Genomic DNA, 20369 nt, shown 5'->3' on the forward strand with positions numbered 1-20369 from the left:
CGCCCCCGAGGTGACCGCTGGTCAACTCCCGCCGGGCTCGCGGACCTTGTCGGCGACCTGTGCGGGCATGGCCTCGTGCCGCGCGTACACGCGGTCGAACCGGCCCGTGCCGTGGGAGATGGAGCGCAGGTCGACGGCGTACCGCCCGATCTCCAGCTCGGGCACCTCCGCCCGGACGACCGTCCGGCCGGGGCCCGCCTGTTCGGTGCCGACGACCCGGCCGCGGCGGCCGGACAGGTCGCTCATCACCGGCCCGACGTACTCGTCGGGCACCAGCACCTGGACTTCCGCGACCGGCTCCAGGAGGTGGATCCGGGCGTCGGCCGCGGCTTCCCGCAGCGCCAGCGCCCCGGCGGTCTGGAAGGCGGCGTCGGAGGAGTCCACCGAGTGCGCCTTGCCGTCGAGGAGGGTGACGCGCACGTCGACGAGGGGGTACCCGGCGGCCACGCCCTTGGCGGCCTGGGCCCGTACGCCCTTCTCGACGGAGGGGATGAACTGGCGCGGAACGGCGCCGCCGACCACCTTGTCGACGAACTCGATGCCGGAACCCTGCGGCAGCGGCTCGACCTCGATCTCGCAGATGGCGTACTGGCCGTGCCCGCCGGACTGCTTCACGTGCCGTCCGCGCCCGGCCGACCGGTCGGCGAAGGTCTCGCGCAGCGCCACCTTGTGGGGTACGACGTCGACCTGCACGCCGTAGCGGTTGCGCAGCCGCTCCAGGGCCACGTCCCGGTGGGCTTCGCCGAGGCACCACAGGACCACCTGGTGGGTGTCCTGGTTCTGGTCGAGGCGCATGGTGGGGTCCTCGGCGACGAGCCGCGCGAGGCCCTGGGAGAGCTTGTCCTCGTCCGCCTTGCTGTGCGCCTGGATGGCGATCGGCAGGAACGGCTCCGGCATGGTCCAGGGCTCCATGAGGAGCGGGTCGTCCTTGCCGGACAGGGTGTCGCCGGTCTCCGCGCGCGCGAGTTTCCCGACACAGCACAGGTCGCCGGCGATGCAATGGCTCATCTGCCGCTGCTGCTTGCCGAACGGGGCGGACAGGGCGCCGACGCGCTCGTCGACGTCGTGGTCCTCGTGGCCCCGGTCGGCCAGGCCGTGACCGGAGACGTGGACGGTCTCGTCGGGGTGGAGGGTGCCGGAGAAGACGCGGACCAGCGAGATCCGGCCGACGTACGGGTCGGACGATGTCTTGACGACCTCCGCGACGAGCGGCCCGTCGGGGTCGCAGGTGATCGCGGGGCGCGGTGCGCCCTGCGGGGTGGTGACCGCGGGTGCCTCGCGCTCCAGCGGGGTGGGGAAACCGCGGGTGATCAGGTCCAGCAGCTCGACGGTGCCGAGGCCCTGCTTGCCGCCGGGTGCGGCGGGGGCGGCCGCGAGGACCGGGTGGAAGGTGCCGCGCGCGACGGCCTTCTCCAGGTCGTCGACGAGGGTCTTGAGGTCGATCTCCTCGCCGCCGAGGTAGCGGTCCATGAGGGTCTCGTCCTCGCTCTCGGCGATGATCCCCTCGATGAGCCGGTTGCGGGCCTCGGAGATCAGGTCGCGCTGGGTGCCGTCCGGGGGGTTCTCCTTCCGCTCACCGGACGCGTAGTCGAAGATCTTCTGCGTCAGCAGGCCGACGAGGCCGGTGGCGGGGGCGTGCCCGTCGGGCCCTTCCGGACCGTGCACCGGCAGGTAGAGGGGGAGGACGGCGTCGGGGTCGTCACCGCCGAAGATGTCGGCGCAGACCTGGGTGAGCCGCCGGAAGTCGGTGCGCGCCGTGTCGAGGTGCGTCACGACGATGGCGCGGGGCATGCCGACGGCCGCGCACTCCTCCCACACCATGCGGGTGGAGCCGGCCACGGCGTCGGCCTCCTGGGCCGCGGAGACGACGAACAGGGCGGCGTCCGCGGCGCGCAGACCGGCCCTGAGCTCACCGACGAAGTCGGCGTATCCGGGGGTGTCGAGCAGGTTGATCTTGTGGCCGTCCCACGCGACGGGGACGAGCGAGAGCTGTACGGAGCGTTGCTGGCGGTGTTCGATCTCGTCGTAGTCGGAGACCGTGGCGCCGTCCTCGACGCGGCCCGCCCGGTTGACCGCCCCGGCGGTCTGCGCGAGGGCCTCGACGAGCGTCGTCTTGCCGGATCCGCTGTGGCCGACCAGCACCACATTCCGCACCGATGCGGGCTGGTCGGCCGTAAGAGCCCTGCCGGCGGCTCCTGGGTGGGTGTTCGCCTTGTCGCCCATGATTCTTCCTCCTGATCGCCGGTGCACGGGGTGCACGGTGGAGGTGGGGGCGCGGGCGCCAGGGGGGAACGACCCCTGCGGGGCAGCCCCGATGATGCCCGCGGTGGTCTTTCGAGCTTTCCACTCCGGTCAGCCTGCGTCCATACGACGGACATGCGCCGCCGCTCCGGCCGCGGTGCGCCGGGACCGCCGGCCGCCGGCTCGGCTCGGCCCGCGGTCCCGCGGCGCCGGCGGCGGACGCGGTACGACGTTCGGCCCGGTGGTCCCGGCGGCGCCGTCGGCGGACGCCGTACGACGCCGGGGACGGCTGCGCGGTGCCCGTCGGTGGGAGCGGTGCCGTGCTGGCTACGATGGGCCAGCCGGTGGCCGTAGGGGCCGCGCGGCCCACCGACCCCTCGGGAAGGCCATGCTGAACAAGTACGCGCGTGCGTTTTTCACGCGTGTTCTCACACCGTTCGCCGCGTTTCTGCTCCGCCGCGGAGTGAGCCCCGACGCCGTCACCCTCATCGGCACGGCCGGGGTGGTGGCCGGTGCGCTGGTCTTCTACCCACGGGGCGAATTCTTCTGGGGCACCATCGTCATCACCCTGTTCGTCTTCTCCGACCTGGTCGACGGCAACATGGCCCGCCAGGCCGGGATCTCCAGCCGGTGGGGCGCCTTCCTGGACTCCACGCTGGACCGGGTGGCCGACGGCGCCATCTTCGGCGGCTTCGCCCTCTGGTACGCGGGCGGGGGCGACGACAACGTGCTGTGCGCGGTGGCCATCTTCTGCCTCGCGAGCGGCCAGGTCGTGTCGTACACCAAGGCCCGCGGTGAGTCGATCGGCCTGCCGGTCGCCGTGAACGGACTGGTCGAGCGGGCCGAGCGGCTGGTGATCTCGCTGGTCGCCGCCGGGTTCTCCGGACTGCACGCGTTCGGGGTGCCCGGGATCCGGATCCTGCTGCCCATCGCCCTGTGGGTGGTGGCCGTGGGCAGCGCGGTGACCCTGGGGCAGCGGGTGGTGACGGTGCGGCGCGAGGCCGCGGAGGCGGACGCGGCCGGACCGAGGGGGAGTGAGGCCACATGAGCGCGATGACCGAGCGTCTGACGGACGCGCTGTACGGACTGGGCTGGACCGCGGTGAAGAAGCTGCCGGAACCGGTCGCCACGGGCCTGGGGCGGCGCATCGCCGACACCGTGTGGCAGCGGCGCGGCAAGGGCGTGCTGCGCCTGGAGGCCAACCTCGCGCGCGTGGTGCCGGACGCGTCGCCGGAGCGGCTCTCCGAGCTGTCGAAAGCCGGGATGCGCTCGTACATGCGCTACTGGATGGAGTCCTTCCGCCTGCCCGCCTGGAGTGCGCAGCGGGTCCGGGACAGCATCGACATCCAGGACGTCCACCACCTGACGGACGGGCTGGCCGCGGGGCGGGGCGTGGTCGTCGCCCTGCCCCACCTGGCCAACTGGGACCTGGCCGGCGTGTGGGCGACCCGCACCCTGGGCGTGCCGTTCACGACGGTCGCCGAGCGGCTGAAGCCGGAGTCGCTGTACGACCGGTTCGTGGCGTACCGCGAGTCCCTGGGCATGGAGGTGCTGCCGCACACCGGCGGGTCGGCGTTCGGGACGCTGGCGCGGCGGCTGCGCGCAGGCGGCCTGGTGTGCCTGGTGGCGGACCGGGACCTGTCGTCGTCGGGTGCCGAGGTGAAGTTCTTCGGCGAGACCGCGCGGATGCCCGCCGGGCCGGCGATGCTGGCCCAGCAGACGGGCGCGCTGCTGTTGCCGGTGACGCTCTGGTACGACGGCACACCGGTCATGAAGGGCCGGGTCCACCCGCCGGTGGACGTGCCGGAGACCGGCACGCGGGCCGAGCGGACGGCCGTGATGACGCAGGCGCTGGCCGATGCCTTCGCCACCGGGATCGCCGAGCACCCGGAGGACTGGCACATGCTCCAGCGGCTGTGGCTGGCCGACCTCGACACCCCGGACCCGGGCCGCCGTCCCGGCCGGGGCGGCGCGAAGGGACCGGCCGCGTGAGGATCGGCATCGTCTGCCCGTACTCCTGGGACGTGCCGGGCGGCGTCCAGTTCCACATCCGCGACCTCGCCGACCACCTGATCCGGCTGGGCCACGAGGTCTCGGTGCTCGCCCCGGCCGACGACGACACGCCGCTGCCGCCGTACGTGGTGTCGGCGGGACGCGCGGTGCCCGTGCCGTACAACGGCTCCGTGGCCCGGCTGAACTTCGGGTTCCTGTCGGCGGCCCGGGTCCGCCGGTGGCTGCACGACGGCACCTTCGACGTGATCCACATCCATGAGCCGGCGTCGCCGTCGCTGGGACTGCTGAGCTGCTGGGCCGCCCAGGGCCCGATCGTGGCCACCTTCCACACCTCGAACCCGCGGTCGCGGGCGATGATCGCCGCGTACCCGATCCTCCAGCCGGCGCTGGAGAAGATCAGCGCGCGGATCGCGGTGAGCGAGTACGCCCGCCGGACCCTGGTGGAGCACCTGGGCGGGGACGCGGTCGTCATCCCCAACGGCGTCGAGGTCGACTTCTTCGCGAAGGCCGAACCGAAGGTCGAGTGGCAGGGCGGCACGCTCGGGTTCATCGGCCGCATCGACGAGCCCCGCAAGGGCCTGCCGGTGCTGATGAAGGCGCTCCCCAGAATCCTCGCCGCACGCCCGGAGACCCGGCTGCTGGTGGCGGGCCGGGGCGACGAGGAGGAGGCCGTCGCCTCGCTCCCCGCGGACATGCGCCGGCGCGTGGAGTTCCTCGGCATGGTCAGCGACGAGGACAAGGCGCGGCTGCTGCGCAGCGTGGACGTGTACGTGGCGCCCAACACGGGCGGCGAGAGCTTCGGCATCATCCTCGTCGAGGCCATGTCGGCGGGCGCGCCGGTACTCGCCAGCGACCTGGACGCGTTCGCCCAGGTGCTGGACCAGGGTGCGGCGGGCGAGCTGTTCGCCAACGAGGACGCCGACGCCCTGGCCGACGCGGCGATCCGCCTGCTCGGCGACCCGGTACGCCGCCGGGAGCTCCACGAGCGGGGCAGCGCGCACGTGCGCCGCTTCGACTGGTCGACGGTGGGCGCGGACATCCTCGCCGTCTACGAGACGGTGGCGGACGGAGCGGCCTCGGTCGCCACGGACGAGCGCACCGGCGGCCTGCGGGCGCGGTGGGGGCTGGCGCGGGACTAGCGGACCTGGATCGCCCTCGAACCGGCCGCCACCCGTGCTCGGGAGCAGAGGTCAGTTCCCGGAGGAAAAAGCCGGTCCAGGACGGGCCGCCAAGGCCCCGTGAAGGCTCTCCGCGGGCCTTCCGGCGGCCCGGGGAGCCCACCCGGTCGACGGGGGTGCGGCGGGCGCCGCGAGGCCGTCGAGCGGCTGCCTCGGCTCTCAGTACACCCGCTCTGATCTGGGGTTTTGTCGTGTCCCGGCCTAGGATTGGGCCCTCGGGAGAGGGGGACCGGATGGACCGGGACATACGTACGACCGACGACGTCATGGCGCTGCTGGACGGACTCTTCGCAGCGGAGGCCGACCGGTGGACGGCCGGCGCGTCGGACTGGTGGGACGGGTTCTACGCCGACCGGGACAAGCCGGTGCCGTTCTTCGTCGCCAAGCCGGACGAGAACCTCGTCTCGTACGTCGAGGGCGGTGTGATCCCCCCGGGCGGCCGGGTCCTGGACCTCGGCTGCGGCCCCGGCCGCAACGCCCTGTACCTCGCCGCGCGCGGTTTCGCCGTGGACGCCGTCGACCTGTCCCCGGCGGCCGTCGCCTGGGCGGGGGAGCGCGCCCGCGAGGCGGGCGCCGCGGTGCGCTTCCACTGCGGGGACGCCTTCACCTGGGACGCCGGCGGCCCGTACGACCTGGTGTACGACTCGGGCTGCTTCCACCACCTGCCGCCGCACCGCCGCGTCAGCTACCTCGCGCTGCTCGACCGCGTCCTCGCGCCGGGCGGCCACTTCGCGCTCACCTGCTTCGCGGCCGGGCCCGGCGGCATGGGCTCCGAACTCCCCGACGCGCACTTCTACCGCGAAGGGGCCCTCCAGGGCGGCCTCGCCTACACCCCGGAATCGCTGCGGCGGATCTTCGGCGGCCTGACCGAGGTGGAGCTGCGGCGGATGCGGGACGAGGCGGCCGACTCCGCGACGTTCGGCGAGGGGTTCCTCTGGACCGCCCTCTTCCGCCGCGCCGCTTAGGGCCTGCCGTTCAGGAACCCCCCGGGGCCCGGGGTGTCCTGCTCCGGACGGATGACCCCAGGGGCGTCGCGGGGCCGCTCGGCCCGGGAAGGGGCCGCGCCGGTGTCCCGGTAGCCTGTGCGCCCGTGATCGAAACCCTCATCTGGATCGTCGTCGGCCTTGTCGCGATCGGTCTCTACCTGAGCTGGACCGCGGGGCGGCTCGACCGGCTGCACGCCCGGATCGACGCCGCCCGCGCGGCGCTCGACGCCCAGCTCGTACGCCGCGCCTCGGTCGCCCAGGAACTGGCCACCTCCAAGGTGCTGGACCCGGCGGCGTCCATCGTGCTGTACGAGGCGGCGCACGCCGCCCGCCAGGCCGAGGAGGAGCACCGGGAGGTCGCCGAGAGCGAACTGAGCCAGGCGCTGCGCGCCGTCTTCGGGGAGCCGGAGCAGATGGAGGCGGTCCGGGAGGTTCCCGGCGGTGAGGAAGCGGCCGGTGAGCTGGCGGCTGCCGTGCGCAGGGTGCCGATGGCCCGGAGGTTCCACAACGACGCCGTGCGCGCCGCGCGGGCGCTGCGGCGGCACCGGACCGTGCGCTGGTTCCGGCTGGCCGGGCACGCGCCGTTCCCGATGGCCTTCGAGATGGACGACGAGCCCCCCACGGCGCTCGCGGACCGGCCGTAGACCGGCCGTCGGCCGCCCGTGGACCGGCGGGGGACCGGTCGTGGCCCGCCGTGAACCGGGCATGTGCCGGTGCTCGCGGACCGGCCCTGAACCGGTCCCGCACGCGAAAACGAGCCACCGGCTCCCTATTGGCCCTTGATGTGGACTGGCCGTGCCGGGTTTCCTCACTGATGTCGTAACCCCCGTTTCCTTCGAGTGAGGTCCCTCGTGTCCAGCACGCTCCCCACCACCCCGCAGTCCCCCGAGACCGGCACCGCGCGCGTCAAGCGCGGCATGGCCGAGCAGCTCAAGGGCGGCGTGATCATGGACGTGGTCAACGCCGAGCAGGCGAAGATCGCCGAGGACGCCGGTGCCGTCGCGGTCATGGCCCTGGAGCGGGTCCCGGCCGACATCCGCAAGGACGGCGGCGTGGCCCGGATGTCCGACCCGAACATGATCGAGGAGATCATCGACGCGGTCTCCATCCCGGTCATGGCCAAGTCCCGCATCGGCCACTTCGTCGAGGCCCAGGTCCTGCAGTCCCTCGGCGTCGACTACATCGACGAGTCCGAGGTCCTCACCCCGGCCGACGAGGTCAACCACTCCGACAAGTGGGCCTTCACCACCCCCTTCGTCTGCGGCGCCACCAACCTGGGCGAGGCCCTGCGCCGCATCGCCGAGGGCGCGGCCATGATCCGCTCCAAGGGCGAGGCCGGCACCGGCAACGTGGTCGAGGCCGTCCGCCACCTGCGCCAGATCAAGAACGAGATCGCCAAGCTGCGCGGCTTCGACAACAACGAGCTGTACGCCGCCGCCAAGGAGCTGCGCGCCCCCTACGAGCTCGTCAAGGAGGTCAGCGAGCTCGGCAAGCTGCCGGTCGTGCTGTTCTCCGCCGGTGGCGTGGCCACCCCGGCCGACGCCGCGCTGATGCGCCAGCTCGGCGCCGAGGGCGTCTTCGTCGGCTCCGGCATCTTCAAGTCGGGCGACCCGGCCAAGCGCGCCGCCGCCATCGTGAAGGCCACCACCTTCTACGACGACCCGAAGATCATCGCGGACGCGTCCCGCAACCTGGGCGAGGCCATGGTCGGCATCAACTGCGACACCCTCCCCGAGGCCGAGCGCTACGCGAACCGGGGCTGGTGATGACCACTCCGCTCATCGGCGTCCTCGCTCTCCAGGGCGACGTACGCGAGCACCTGATCGCCCTGGCCGCGGCGGACGCCGTGGCCAGGCCGGTCCGGCGCCCCGAGGAGCTGGCCGAGGTCGACGGCCTCGTCATCCCCGGCGGCGAGTCCACCACCATCTCCAAGCTGGCCGTCCTGTTCGGCCTCATGGAGCCCCTGCGCGAGCGCATCGCGGCGGGCATGCCCGTCTACGGCACCTGCGCCGGCCTGATCATGCTCGCCGACAAGATCCTCGACCCGCGCTCGGGCCAGGAGACCCTCGGCGGCATCGACATGATCGTGCGCCGCAACGCCTTCGGGCGGCAGAACGAGTCGTTCGAGGCCGCGGTCGAGGTCAAGGGCATCGACGGCGGCCCGGTGGAGGGCGTCTTCATCCGCGCCCCCTGGGTCGAGTCGGTCGGCGCCCGGGCCGAGGTCGTCGCCGAGCACGACGGCCACATCGTCGCCGTACGGCAGGGCAGCGCCCTGGCCACGTCGTTCCACCCCGAACTCACGGGCGACCACCGGGTGCACGCCCTGTTCGTCGACATGGTGCGCGCCGCGCATTGAGAAGGTGCGCGCGTCAGCGCTCCGTGAGGGGCGGTGGCCGGGCGACGGGCGGGCCGGTCCCGGTAGGATCTCTCGGGTTCGTTCTGAAATGGGTTACGCGAAGGAGACAGGCAGATGTCCGGCCACTCTAAATGGGCTACGACGAAGCACAAGAAGGCCGTGATCGACGCCAAGCGCGGCAAGCTCTTCGCGAAGCTGATCAAGAACATCGAGGTCGCGGCCCGCACCGGCGGCGGTGACCCGGACGGCAACCCGACGCTCTACGACGCCATTCAGAAGGCGAAGAAGAGCTCCGTCCCGAACAAGAACATCGACTCGGCGGTCAAGCGCGGCGCCGGCCTGGAGGCCGGTGGCGCCGACTACGAGACGATCATGTACGAGGGCTACGGGCCGAACGGCGTCGCGGTGCTCATCGAGTGCCTCACCGACAACCGCAACCGCGCCGCCTCCGACGTGCGCGTGGCCATGACCCGCAACGGCGGTTCGATGGCCGACCCGGGCTCCGTGTCGTACCTGTTCAACCGCAAGGGCGTCGTCATCGTCCCCAAGGGCGAGCTGACCGAGGACGACGTGCTCGGCGCGGTCCTGGACGCGGGCGCCGAGGAGGTCAACGACCTCGGTGAGAGCTTCGAGGTCATCAGCGAGGCCACCGACCTGGTCGCGGTCCGCACCGCCCTCCAGGAGGCCGGCATCGACTACGACTCGGCCGACGCCAACTTCGTCCCGACCATGCAGGTCGAGCTGGACGAAGAGGGCGCGCGCAAGATCTTCAAGCTGATCGACGCCCTGGAGGACAGCGACGACGTGCAGAACGTCTTCGCCAACTTCGACGTCTCGGACGAGGTCATGGCGAAGGTCGACGCCTGACCCACGCCGGTGCGACGGGCCGACGGGAACACACCCCGTCGGCCCGTCGCGTTGTCAGTGCCACCCGCTAGCCTGCACGAACAGTTGTCGAAGGAGGGGTGGCGTGCGCGTTCTCGGGGTGGACCCAGGCCTGACGCGGTGCGGTGTCGGCGTCGTCGAGGGTGTCGCCGGACGTCCGCTGACCATGCTCGGCGTCGGTGTGGTCCGTACGCCCGCGGACGCGGAGACCGGCCACCGCCTGGTCGCCATCGAGCGGGGCATCGAGGAGTGGCTGGACGAACACCGGCCCGAACTGGTCGCGGTGGAGCGGGTCTTCAGCCAGCACAACGTACGGACGGTGATGGGCACCGCCCAGGCCAGCGCCGTCGCCATCCTGTGCGCCTCCCGCCGCGGACTGCCCGTCGCCCTGCACACCCCCAGCGAGGTCAAGGCCGCCGTCACCGGCAGCGGTCGTGCCGACAAGGCGCAGGTCGGCGCCATGGTCACCCGGCTCCTGCGGCTGGACGCCCCGCCCAGGCCGGCCGACGCCGCCGACGCCCTGGCCCTCGCCATCTGCCACATCTGGCGGGCCCCCGCCCAGAACCGGCTCCAGCAAGCCGTCGCCGCCCATCGAGCCATGAAAGGCCGTACCGCATGATCGCCTTCGTGAGCGGCCCCGTCGCCGCCCTCGCCCCGACCACGGCCGTGATCGAGGTCGGCGGCATCGGCATGGCCGTCCAGTGCACCCCCGACACCCTGTCCGGTCTGAGGGTGGGTCAGGAAGCCCGCCTCGCCACCTCGTTGGTGGTCCGGGAGGACTCGCTCACGCTGTACGGCTTCGCCGACGACGACGAGCGGCAGGTCTTCGAGCTGCTCCAGACCGCGAGCGGCGTCGGCCCCCGCCTGGCCCAGGCCATGCTCGCCGTGCACTCCCCCGACGCACTGCGCGCCGCGGTGGCCTCCGGTGACGAGAAGGCGCTCACCGCCGTGCCCGGCATCGGCAAGAAGGGCGCGCAGAAGCTGCTGCTGGAGCTCAAGGACCGGCTCGGCGCACCGACGGGCGCGGCCCCCGCCGTCGGCTCGGCGGTCACCGCCTCCTGGCGCGACCAGCTGCACGCCGCGCTGCTCGGCCTCGGCTACGCCACCCGCGAGGCCGACGAGGCCGTCGCCGCGGTGACCCCCCAGGCCGAGGCGGCCGGCGGCGAGCCGCCGATCGGGCAGCTCCTCAAGGCCGCCCTGCAGACCCTGAACCGCACCCGCTGACCCGTACCGCCGCCCCCGAGGCACGAGGCAAGAGGCAATCCACTGTGAACTGGGACGACACCGCACCCACCAGCGACGACACCGCCGGCGAGCGACTGGTCGGCGCCTCCGCCGACGGCGAGGACCAGGCCGTCGAAGCCGCGCTGCGCCCCAAGTCGCTGGACGAGTTCGTGGGCCAGGAGCGGGTGCGCGAGCAGCTCGACCTGGTGCTCAAGGCCGCCCTCGCCCGCGGCGCCACCGCCGACCACGTCCTGCTGTCCGGCGCCCCCGGCCTCGGCAAGACCACCCTCTCCATGATCATCGCCGCGGAGATGGGCGCTCCCATCCGGATCACCTCCGGCCCCGCCATCCAGCACGCCGGAGATCTCGCCGCGATCCTCTCCTCCCTCCAGGAGGGGGAAGTCCTCTTCCTCGACGAGATCCACCGGATGTCCCGGCCCGCCGAGGAGATGCTCTACATGGCGATGGAGGACTTCCGCGTCGACGTCATCGTCGGCAAGGGCCCCGGCGCCACCGCCATCCCGCTGGAGCTGCCGCCCTTCACCCTGGTCGGCGCCACCACCCGGGCCGGCCTGCTGCCGCCCCCGCTGCGCGACCGCTTCGGCTTCACCGCCCACATGGAGTTCTACGCCCCGGCCGAGCTGGAGCGCGTCATCCACCGCTCCGCCCAGCTGCTCGACGTCGAGATCGACACCGACGGCGCCGCCGAGATCGCCGGGCGCTCCCGCGGTACGCCCCGTATCGCCAACCGGCTGTTGCGCCGCGTCCGCGACTACGCCCAGGTCAAGGCCGACGGCGTGATCACGCGCCGGATCGCGGCCACCGCCCTGCAGGTGTACGAGGTGGACGGCCGCGGCCTGGACCGCCTGGACCGCGCGGTGCTGGAGGCGCTGCTCAAGCTCTTCGGTGGCGGCCCGGTCGGACTGTCCACGCTCGCCGTGGCCGTCGGCGAGGAGCGCGAGACGGTCGAGGAGGTCGCCGAGCCGTTCCTCGTCCGGGAGGGTCTGCTGGCCCGCACGCCCCGGGGGAGGGTCGCCACCCCCGCCGCCTGGACCCACCTCGGCCTGGTACCGCCGCAGGCCAAAGGCCCGGGCAGCGGACAACAGGGCTTGTTCGGGGCGTGACGGCGGCGTCAGTCGCCGGGGCAGGAACCACGGTGCCATGCTGGGCGTTGTTCCATCGATGCGGACTCGCCTAGACTCCGCCGATGCCGACCCTTCGGTCGGCGTGCCCACCCCCGAAGATCAGGCCGCGGTGCACCGCGACCGTGTGAAGGATTTGTCGTCCCGTGAGCATCATGACCCTCCTCCCGTTCATCGTCCTCATCGGGGCCATGTTCCTGATGACCCGCTCTGCCAAGAAGAAGCAGCAGCAGGCGGTCGAAATGCGCAACCAGATGCAGCCCGGCACCGGCGTGCGGACGATCGGGGGGATGTACGCCACCGTCAAGGAGGTCGGCGAGGACACGGTCCTCCTGGAGGTCGCCCCGGGCGTCCACGCCGTCTACGCCAAGAACGCGGTCGGTGCCGTGCTCGATGACGACGAGTACAACCGCATCGTCCACGGCGACACCGAGCTCAAGACCGACACCCCCGTCGTCCCGGACGACGCCTCGTCGCTGACCGAGGCCGCGCAGGCCGAGGCCGCCGAGGGTGACAAGATCGACCTGGGCAAGAAGGACGCCGAGGAGAGCCGGCGCGACGCGAAGACCGACGACAAGACCGACGGCGACACCGACGCGAAGTAAGGCATCATCCGGGGACCGCGTGACGCCGCCGGGCGGCGTACCGCGGTCCGCGCGTCCGTGCCGACACACGCGGGGCAATCCCCACACCACTTCGTGGCCGCCACGGCGCTCACCCGGCGCATGGCGGTTGGACAGGGAGAAACGAGAAGGTGGCAGCACCCAAGAAGGGCAGAGGGCCGGCGACGGGGGGCCAGGGCAGGCCGGGGCGCGCCCTGGCCTTGATCCTGGTCGTCATGGGCGCCCTCGTCGGCGGCATGTTCGCGACCGGGGACCTCACCCCGCGCCTGGGCATCGACCTCGCCGGCGGTACGAGCATCACGCTCAGGGCCGAGAACCAGCCGGGCAAGCCGGACTCGATCAACAACACCAACATGCAGACCGCGATCGGCATCATCGAGCGCCGCGTCAACGGTCTGGGTGTCTCGGAGTCCGAGGTCCAGCAGCAGGGCAACCGGCACATCATCGTCAACATCCCCAAGGCGACGAACTCCGAGCAGGCCCGTGAGCAGGTCGGCACCACCGCCCAGCTGTACTTCCGGCCCGTGGTCGCGGTCTCGGGCAACACGCCGCTGCCCGACCCGTCGGCCGACAGCACGCCGAGCGCCACGCCCAGCGGCAAGGCGAGCCCCAGCGGGAAGGCCACGCCCACGCCGGGCGCCACGACCCAGGGCCGTGCCGTCACCGACGCGCTGAAGAAGGCGCCCACGCCTTCGGACGGCGCCTCCGGCAAGCCCGGCACCCGGCCGAGCCCGACCGCCCCCGTGCCGAGCGGTCCCGCCGACCCGGGCACCGCCGCCCTGGACAAGCAGTTCGCCGCGCTCGACTGCACCCCGAAGAAGGGCACCAAGGAGGTGCCCAACCCGGCGCGCAACGCCGACCCCGCCAAGCCCACCGTGGCCTGCGGCAGCGAGGGCGACGCCAAGTACATCCTCGGCCCGTCCGAGGTCGAGGGCACCGACGTCGACGAGGCCAAGGCCGTCCTCGACCCGCAGCGCGGCATGTGGATCGTCCAGCTCGGCTTCACCGACAAGGGCACCAAGAAGTTCGCCCAGACCACCGGCAAGCTCGCCTCGCAGGCCCCGCCGCAGAACCAGTTCGCGATCATGCTCGACGGCCAGGTGGTCTCCGCCCCGTCCGTCAGCAGCGCGATCGGCGGCGGCAGCGCCGAGATCTCCGGCAGCTTCAACCAGGACTCCGCCACCGACCTGGCCAACATCCTGTCCTACGGTGCGCTGCCCCTGTCGTTCGTCGAGGAGAGCGTCACCACCGTCACCGCCGCGCTCGGCGGCGAGCAGCTCAAGGCCGGTCTGATCGCCGGTGCCATCGGCCTCGCCCTCGTCGTGATCTACCTGGTCGTGTACTACCGGGGCCTGTCGGTGATCGCCCTCCTCAGCCTCCTCGCCTCGGCGATCCTCACCTACGCGCTGATGTCCCTGCTCGGCCCGGCCATCGGCTTCGCGCTGAACCTGCCGGCCGTGTGCGGTGCCATCGTCGCCATCGGCATCACCGCGGACTCGTTCATCGTGTACTTCGAACGCGTCCGTGACGAGATCCGGGAAGGCCGTACGCTCCGCCCGGCCGTCGAGCGTGCCTGGCCGCGTGCCCGGCGCACCATCCTCGTCTCCGACTTCGTTTCGTTCCTCGCCGCCGCGGTGCTGTTCATCGTCACCGTCGGCAAGGTGCAGGGCTTCGCGTTCACGCTCGGCCTGACGACCCTGCTCGACGTCGTCGTGGTGTTCCTCTTCACCAAGCCGCTGATGACGCTGTTCGCCCGTACGAAGTTCTTCGGCAGTGGCCACCCGTGGTCGGGTCTGGACCCGAAGCGGCTCGGAGCCAAGCCGCCGCTGCGCCGCTCGCGCCGCGCCGCCGCCCCGACCATCGACCCGAAGGAGGCGTGAGATGTCACGACTCGGCAGCATCGGCGCCCGCCTGTACCGCGGTGAGGTCGGCTACGACTTCGTCGGCAAGCGCATGATCTGGTACGGCATCTCCATCCTGATCACCATCACGGCCGTCGCGGGCCTGATGGTGCAGGGCCTCAACATGGGCATCGAGTTCAAGGGCGGCGTGGTCATCACGACGCCCAGGACCGCGGTGTCCGTGACCGAGGCCCGCGAGGTCGCCGAAGAGGTCTCCGGGCACATCCCGATCGTCCAGGAGCTGGGCACCGGCGGGCTCCGCATCCAGATCAGCGATGTGGACACCGCCCAGGCGGACAAGATCAAGACCGCCCTGGCCGACGACCTGAAGGTCTCGGAGGACAAGCTCAACGCCGAGCTCGTCGGACCCAGCTGGGGCGAGCAGATCGCCAACAAGGCGTGGACCGGCCTCGGCGTCTTCATGATCCTCGTGGTGATCTACCTCGCCATCGCCTTCGAGTGGCGCATGGCCCTCGCCGCGCTGATCGCCCTGATCCACGACCTCACGATCACCGTCGGCATCTACGCCCTGGTGGGCTTCGAGGTCACCCCCGGTACCGTGATCGGTCTGCTCACGATCCTCGGTTACTCCCTCTACGACACCGTCGTCGTCTTCGACGGTCTCAAGGAGGGCTCGAAGGACATCACCAAGCAGACCCGCTGGACCTACAGCGAGATCGCCAACCGCAGCCTCAACAGCACCCTGGTGCGCTCCATCAACACCACCGTCGTGGCGCTGCTGCCGGTCGCCGGCCTGCTCTTCATCGGCGGCGGCGTGCTCGGCGCCGGCATGCTGAACGACATCTCGCTGTCGCTCTTCGTCGGCCTCGCCGCCGGTGCGTACTCCTCGATCTTCATCGCCACGCCGCTCGTCGCCGACCTCAAGGAACGCGACCCGCAGATGAAGGCCCTGAAGAAGCGCGTCCTCGCCAAGCGGGCCGCCGCGGCCACCCGGGGCGAATCCCCCGAGGGCGCGGACGGCACCGAGGACACGGACGGCGCCCACGACGGCGGTCCCGAGGACGTCACCCCCGCCGGTGCCGTCGTCGGCCAGCGCCGCCAGCCCACCCGGGGCCGGGGGAAGCGCCGGTGACCGCCGTCAGCACCCAGGAGCTGCTGCTCAGCCGCATCCGGGACGTCCCGGACTATCCCAAGCCGGGCGTGGTGTTCAAGGACATCACCCCGCTCCTCGCGGACCCGCAGGCGTTCCACGCGCTCACCGGCGCGCTGGCCGAGCTGTGCCTCCGCAGCGGCGCGACGAAGATCGTCGGCCTGGAGGCGCGCGGGTTCATCCTCGCCGCACCGGTCGCCGTCACCGCGGAGCTGGGCTTCATCCCGGTACGCAAGGCGGGCAAGCTCCCCGGCGCCACCCTGAGCCAGGCGTACGACCTGGAGTACGGCTCCGCCGAGATCGAGGTGCACGCCGAGGACCTGGCCGCCGGTGACCGCGTCATGGTCATCGACGACGTCCTGGCCACCGGCGGCACCGCCGAGGCCTCGCTGGAACTCATCCGGCGGGCCGGCGCCGAGGTCGCGGGTGTCGCGGTCCTCATGGAACTCGGTTTCCTCGGCGGCCGGGCCCGCCTGGAGCCCGCTCTGCGCGGCGCTCCGCTGGAGGCCCTGATCACGCTCTGACCAGGCGCGACATCGCCGGGGGGGGGGGGGGGGGGGGGCCCCCCGCCCGCCCCCCCGCGGCCGGGGGGGGGGGGGGGGGGGCCGGGGCCCCCCGCCGCGCGCCCCCGCCCCCCCCCCCCCCCGGCCGGCCGCCCCCCCCCCCCCCCCCCCCCCCCCCCCCCGCCGTCGTCGTGCGGTACGGGCTCGTGAGCACCGGCCCGCCCGGGTCGATACCATGGGTGTCCGGGCTCGACCGGGGGACCCGGACCCGCACGAGGAGCGCTCTTGCCAGACGAGGCCCAGCCACTCTCCGCCGCGAAACCCGACCAGCGGGCCGACCAGGCCGCGGCGGCCCCAGCCACGCCCCAGAACAAGCCCGCGGAGGGTACGGCCAAGCCGGCGGCGCCACAGCGCGCGACCGGCCCGACGCCCGTCTCGGCCCCGAAGCCCACGCCGCCCTCCGCCGCCCGCTCCGGCGGCTCCTCCAACCGCGTGCGCGCCCGCCTCGCCCGGCTCGGAGTGCAGCGGTCGTCCCCGTACAACCCGGTCCTCGAACCCCTGCTGCGCATCGTCCGCAGCAACGACCCCAAGATCGAGACCGCGACCCTCCGCCAGATCGAGCGCGCCTACCAGGTCGCCGAGCGCTGGCACCGCGGCCAGAAGCGCAAGAGCGGCGACCCGTACATCACGCACCCGCTCGCCGTCACCACCATCCTCGCCGAGCTCGGCATGGACCCGGCCACGCTGATGGCGGGCCTCCTGCACGACACGGTCGAGGACACCGAGTACGGCCTGGAGCAGCTGCGCAAGGACTTCGGCGACCAGGTCGCCCTCCTCGTCGACGGCGTCACCAAGCTCGACAAGGTCAAGTTCGGCGAGGCCGCGCAGGCCGAGACCGTCCGCAAGATGGTCGTCGCCATGGCCAAGGACCCGCGCGTCCTGGTCATCAAGCTCGCCGACCGCCTGCACAACATGCGCACCATGCGCTACCTCAAGCGGGAGAAGCAGGAGAAGAAGGCCCGCGAGACCCTCGAGATCTACGCGCCGCTCGCCCACCGCCTGGGCATGAACACCATCAAGTGGGAGCTGGAGGACCTCGCCTTCGCGATCCTCTATCCCAAGATGTACGACGAGATCGTCCGCCTCGTCGCCGAGCGCGCCCCCAAGCGGGACGAGTACCTCGCGATAGTGACCGACGAGGTCCAGGCCGACCTGCGCGCCGCCCGCATCAAGGCCACCGTCACCGGACGCCCGAAGCACTACTACAGCGTCTACCAGAAGATGATCGTCCGCGGCCGGGACTTCGCGGAGATCTACGACCTGGTGGGCATCCGCGTCCTGGTCGACACGGTCCGCGACTGCTACGCCGCCCTCGGCACCGTCCACGCGCGATGGAACCCGGTCCCCGGCCGGTTCAAGGACTACATCGCGATGCCGAAGTTCAACATGTACCAGTCACTGCACACGACGGTCATCGGCCCCAACGGCAAGCCCGTCGAGCTGCAGATCCGCACCTTCGACATGCACCGCCGCGCCGAGTACGGCATCGCCGCCCACTGGAAGTACAAGCAGGAGGCGGTCGCCGGCGCCTCCAAGGTGCGCACCGATGTGCCGAAGAAGGCCGGCAAGGACGACCACATCAACGACATGGCGTGGCTGCGCCAGCTGCTCGACTGGCAGAAGGAGACCGAGGACCCCAGCGAGTTCCTCGAGTCGCTGCGCTTCGACCTCTCCCGCAACGAGGTCTTCGTCTTCACCCCCAAGGGTGACGTCATAGCGCTGCCCGCAGGTGCCACCCCCGTCGACTTCGCGTACGCCGTCCACACCGAGGTGGGCCACCGCACGATAGGAGCCCGGGTCAACGGCCGGCTCGTGCCGCTCGAATCGACCCTCGACAACGGCGACCTGGTGGAGGTCTTCACCTCCAAGGCCGCCGGCGCGGGCCCGTCCCGCGACTGGCTCGGCTTCGTCAAGTCGCCGCGTGCCCGCAACAAGATCCGCGCCTGGTTCTCCAAGGAGCGCCGCGACGAGGCCATCGAGCAGGGCAAGGACGCCATCGCGCGCGCCATGCGCAAGCAGAACCTGCCGATCCAGCGCATCCTCACCGGTGACTCGCTGGTCACGCTGGCGCACGAGATGCGCTACCCCGACATCTCGTCGCTGTACGCCGCCATAGGCGAAGGCCATGTCGCCGCCCAGGGCGTCGTGCAGAAGCTGGTGCAGGCCCTCGGCGGCGAGGAGGCCGCCAGCGAGGACATCGCCGAGTCGGCCCCGCCGAGCCGGGGCCGCGCCAAGCGCCGCGCCAAGGCCGACCCGGGTGTGGTCGTCAAGGGCGTCGAGGACGTCTGGGTCAAGCTCGCCCGCTGCTGCACCCCGGTGCCGGGCGACCCGATCATCGGCTTCGTCACCCGCGGCAGCGGCGTATCGGTTCACCGCGCCGACTGCGTCAACGTGGACTCGCTGTCGCAGCAGCCCGAGCGGATCCTCGACGTCGAGTGGGCGCCCACCCAGTCCTCGGTCTTCCTGGTCGCCATCCAGGTCGAGGCGCTGGACCGCTCCCGGCTCCTGTCGGACGTCACCCGAGTCCTGTCCGACCAGCACGTCAACATCCTGTCGGCGGCCGTCCAGACCTCCCGCGACCGGGTGGCCACCTCGCGCTTCACCTTCGAGATGGGCGACCCCAAGCATCTGGGCCACGTCCTCAAGGCCGTGCGGGGCGTCGAGGGCGTGTACGACGTCTACCGCGTGACCTCGGCCCGCCGGCCGTAACGGCGGACAGCCGGCACGAAGAAGGGCCTCCCCGCCGTGGGGAGGCCCTTCCTCATGGAGGTACCGCGCGCCTCAGCCGCCGAACTCCTGCAGGCCCTTCAGCGCCTGGTCCAGCAGCGCCTGACGGCCCTCGAGCTCACGCGTCAGCTTGTCCGCCTTGGCGTCGTTGCCCGCCGCCCGGGCCGCGTCGATCTGCTTCTTCAGCTTGTCGACCGCGTCCTGGAGCTGCCCCGTCAGACCCTCCGCACGCGCGCGGGCCTCCGGGTTCGTCCGCCGCCACTCGGCCTCTTCGGCCTCCTGGATGGCCCGCTCCACGGCGTGCATCCGGCCCTCGACCTTCGACCGGGCGTCGCGCGGGACGTGGCCGATGGCCTCCCAGCGCTCATTGATGGTCCGGAAGGCGGCGCGGGCCGCCTTCAGGTCCGTCACCGGGAGCAGCTTCTCGGCCTCGCCGGCGAGCTCCTCCTTCAGCTTGAGGTTCTCCGCCTGCTCGGCGTCCCGCTCCGCGAAGACCTCGCTGCGCGCCGCGAAGAAGACGTCCTGCGCACCGCGGAAGCGGTTCCACAGCTCGTCCTCGTGCTCGCGCTGCGCACGGCCCGCCGCCTTCCACTCCGCCATCAGCTCGCGGTACCGGGCGGCCGTGACCCCCCAGTCGGTGGAGCCGGAGAGCGCCTCGGCCTCGGCGACCAGCCTCTCCTTGGCCTTGCGGGCCTCCTCGCGCTGCGCGTCCAGCGAGGCGAAGTGGGCCTTGCGCCGCTTGGAGAACGCCGAGCGGGCGTGCGAGAAGCGGTGCCACAGCTCGTCGTCGGACTTCCGGTCGAGCCGCGGCAGGCCCTTCCAGGTGTCCACCAGCGCCCGCAGCCGCTCACCCGCGGCCCGCCACTGCTCGCTCTGCGCCAGCTCCTCGGCCTCGGTGACCAGCGCCTCCTTGGCCTTGCGCGCCTCGTCGGTCTGGCGGGCCTTCTGCGCCTTGCGCTCCTCGCGGCGCGCCTCGACCGTCTCGACCAGCTTGTCGAGCCGCTTGCGCAGCGCCTCGAGGTCGCCGACGACGTGGTGCTCGTCGACCTGGTGGCGGATGTGGTCGATCGCGGCCATCGCGTCCTTGGCCGACAGGTCGGTGGTCTTCACCCGCTTCTCGAGGAGGCCGATCTCGACCACCAAGCCCTCGTACTTGCGCTCGAAGTAGGCCAGTGCCTCCTCGGGAGATCCGGCCTGCCACGATCCGACGACCTGCTCGCCGTCGGCTGTACGCACGTACACGGTGCCCGTCTCGTCGACGCGGCCCCACGGGTCGCTGCTCACAGCGCCTCCTCCACATGATGCCGCGCGAGGGGTTTGCCCCCTGGGCATCGTCCACAGTTTCCCGGCGGGCCTCGCCCGCCCTCCACAGCGCGTTTCGACCCGCGCTGCACAACGCCAATCTAGGCGACCGGCCGC

Annotated in this window: 18 protein-coding genes; 16 read left to right on the top strand and 2 right to left on the bottom strand. The window is 72.1% G+C overall.

Annotated elements, in window-relative coordinates; translation table 11 throughout:
• Nucleotides 1-21: 21 nt before the first annotated feature.
• Nucleotides 22-2223, bottom strand: coding sequence for an elongation factor G-like protein EF-G2 (locus tag ACIA79_RS30795; RefSeq protein WP_399431679.1), 2202 nt, complete (start codon nucleotides 2221-2223; stop codon nucleotides 22-24).
• A 406-nt stretch (nucleotides 2224-2629) separates the two neighbouring features.
• Here ACIA79_RS30795 and pgsA point away from each other — a divergent pair, with 406 nt between their 5' ends.
• The 16 genes from pgsA to ACIA79_RS30875 all read left to right on the top strand — a co-directional run bounded on the left by pgsA (nucleotide 2630) and on the right by ACIA79_RS30875 (nucleotide 18932).
• The gene (gene pgsA, locus ACIA79_RS30800) at nucleotides 2630-3289 is read left to right on the top strand and encodes a phosphatidylinositol phosphate synthase (protein WP_399431680.1); all 660 of its coding nucleotides are present in this window, start codon (nucleotides 2630-2632) and stop codon (nucleotides 3287-3289) included.
• A complete protein-coding gene (locus tag ACIA79_RS30805; protein WP_399431681.1) occupies nucleotides 3286-4233 on the top strand; it encodes a phosphatidylinositol mannoside acyltransferase in 948 nt (315 codons plus the stop codon). Before pgsA ends, ACIA79_RS30805 begins: the two co-directional genes overlap by 4 nt.
• A complete protein-coding gene (locus ACIA79_RS30810) occupies nucleotides 4230-5393 on the top strand; it encodes a glycosyltransferase family 4 protein (protein ID WP_399431682.1) in 1164 nt (387 codons plus the stop codon). The genes ACIA79_RS30805 and ACIA79_RS30810 overlap by 4 nt, the downstream gene beginning before the upstream one ends.
• Before the next feature lie 272 nt (nucleotides 5394-5665).
• Complete coding sequence (locus ACIA79_RS30815) at nucleotides 5666-6397, top strand: class I SAM-dependent methyltransferase (RefSeq protein WP_399431683.1); 732 nt, start codon at nucleotides 5666-5668, stop codon at nucleotides 6395-6397.
• A gap of 125 nt (nucleotides 6398-6522) precedes the next feature.
• Nucleotides 6523-7062, top strand: coding sequence for a hypothetical protein (locus ACIA79_RS30820; RefSeq protein ID WP_399431684.1), 540 nt, complete (start codon nucleotides 6523-6525; stop codon nucleotides 7060-7062).
• A gap of 207 nt (nucleotides 7063-7269) precedes the next feature.
• Complete coding sequence (gene pdxS, locus ACIA79_RS30825) at nucleotides 7270-8184, top strand: pyridoxal 5'-phosphate synthase lyase subunit PdxS (RefSeq protein ID WP_031078311.1); 915 nt, start codon at nucleotides 7270-7272, stop codon at nucleotides 8182-8184.
• A complete protein-coding gene (gene pdxT / locus ACIA79_RS30830; RefSeq protein ID WP_399431685.1) occupies nucleotides 8184-8774 on the top strand; it encodes a pyridoxal 5'-phosphate synthase glutaminase subunit PdxT in 591 nt (196 codons plus the stop codon). Before pdxS ends, pdxT begins: the two co-directional genes overlap by 1 nt.
• 114 nt (nucleotides 8775-8888) lie before the next feature.
• A complete protein-coding gene (locus tag ACIA79_RS30835; protein ID WP_399431686.1) occupies nucleotides 8889-9641 on the top strand; it encodes a YebC/PmpR family DNA-binding transcriptional regulator in 753 nt (250 codons plus the stop codon).
• A 103-nt stretch (nucleotides 9642-9744) separates the two neighbouring features.
• On the top strand, nucleotides 9745-10278 hold the full coding sequence (ruvC, locus tag ACIA79_RS30840) for a crossover junction endodeoxyribonuclease RuvC (RefSeq protein ID WP_031078305.1): 534 nt from the start codon (nucleotides 9745-9747) through the stop codon (nucleotides 10276-10278).
• Nucleotides 10275-10883 (top strand): Holliday junction branch migration protein RuvA, encoded by a 609-nt coding sequence (ruvA, locus tag ACIA79_RS30845; RefSeq protein WP_399431687.1) that lies wholly within the window; start codon nucleotides 10275-10277, stop codon nucleotides 10881-10883. The genes ruvC and ruvA overlap by 4 nt, the downstream gene beginning before the upstream one ends.
• A gap of 44 nt (nucleotides 10884-10927) precedes the next feature.
• A complete protein-coding gene (gene ruvB, locus ACIA79_RS30850) occupies nucleotides 10928-12007 on the top strand; it encodes a Holliday junction branch migration DNA helicase RuvB (protein WP_399431688.1) in 1080 nt (359 codons plus the stop codon).
• A gap of 164 nt (nucleotides 12008-12171) precedes the next feature.
• Nucleotides 12172-12630, top strand: coding sequence for a preprotein translocase subunit YajC (gene yajC / locus ACIA79_RS30855; protein WP_399431689.1), 459 nt, complete (start codon nucleotides 12172-12174; stop codon nucleotides 12628-12630).
• A 149-nt stretch (nucleotides 12631-12779) separates the two neighbouring features.
• The gene (gene secD, locus ACIA79_RS30860; RefSeq protein WP_399431690.1) at nucleotides 12780-14528 is read left to right on the top strand and encodes a protein translocase subunit SecD; all 1749 of its coding nucleotides are present in this window, start codon (nucleotides 12780-12782) and stop codon (nucleotides 14526-14528) included.
• Nucleotide 14529: 1 nt separating this feature from the next.
• Entirely contained in the window at nucleotides 14530-15642 is a 1113-nt protein-coding gene (gene secF, locus ACIA79_RS30865; RefSeq protein WP_399431691.1) for a protein translocase subunit SecF, read from the top strand.
• Nucleotides 15639-16184, top strand: a complete 546-nt coding sequence (locus ACIA79_RS30870) for an adenine phosphoribosyltransferase (protein WP_399431692.1) — start codon at nucleotides 15639-15641, stop codon at nucleotides 16182-16184. The genes secF and ACIA79_RS30870 overlap by 4 nt, the downstream gene beginning before the upstream one ends.
• 264 nt (nucleotides 16185-16448) lie before the next feature.
• Nucleotides 16449-18932: a RelA/SpoT family protein gene (locus ACIA79_RS30875; RefSeq protein ID WP_399431693.1), complete on the top strand. Its 2484-nt coding sequence runs from the start codon at nucleotides 16449-16451 to the stop codon at nucleotides 18930-18932.
• Between the two features lie 72 nt (nucleotides 18933-19004).
• On the opposite strand, the gene ACIA79_RS30880 is transcribed toward ACIA79_RS30875, so the two are convergent.
• Nucleotides 19005-20234, bottom strand: a complete 1230-nt coding sequence (locus tag ACIA79_RS30880; protein ID WP_399431694.1) for a DUF349 domain-containing protein — start codon at nucleotides 20232-20234, stop codon at nucleotides 19005-19007.
• Between the last annotated feature and the right edge of the window lie 135 nt (nucleotides 20235-20369).

The sequence above is a fragment of the Streptomyces sp. NPDC051310 genome (assembly GCF_044455245.1).
Taxonomy (GTDB): domain Bacteria; phylum Actinomycetota; class Actinomycetes; order Streptomycetales; family Streptomycetaceae; genus Streptomyces.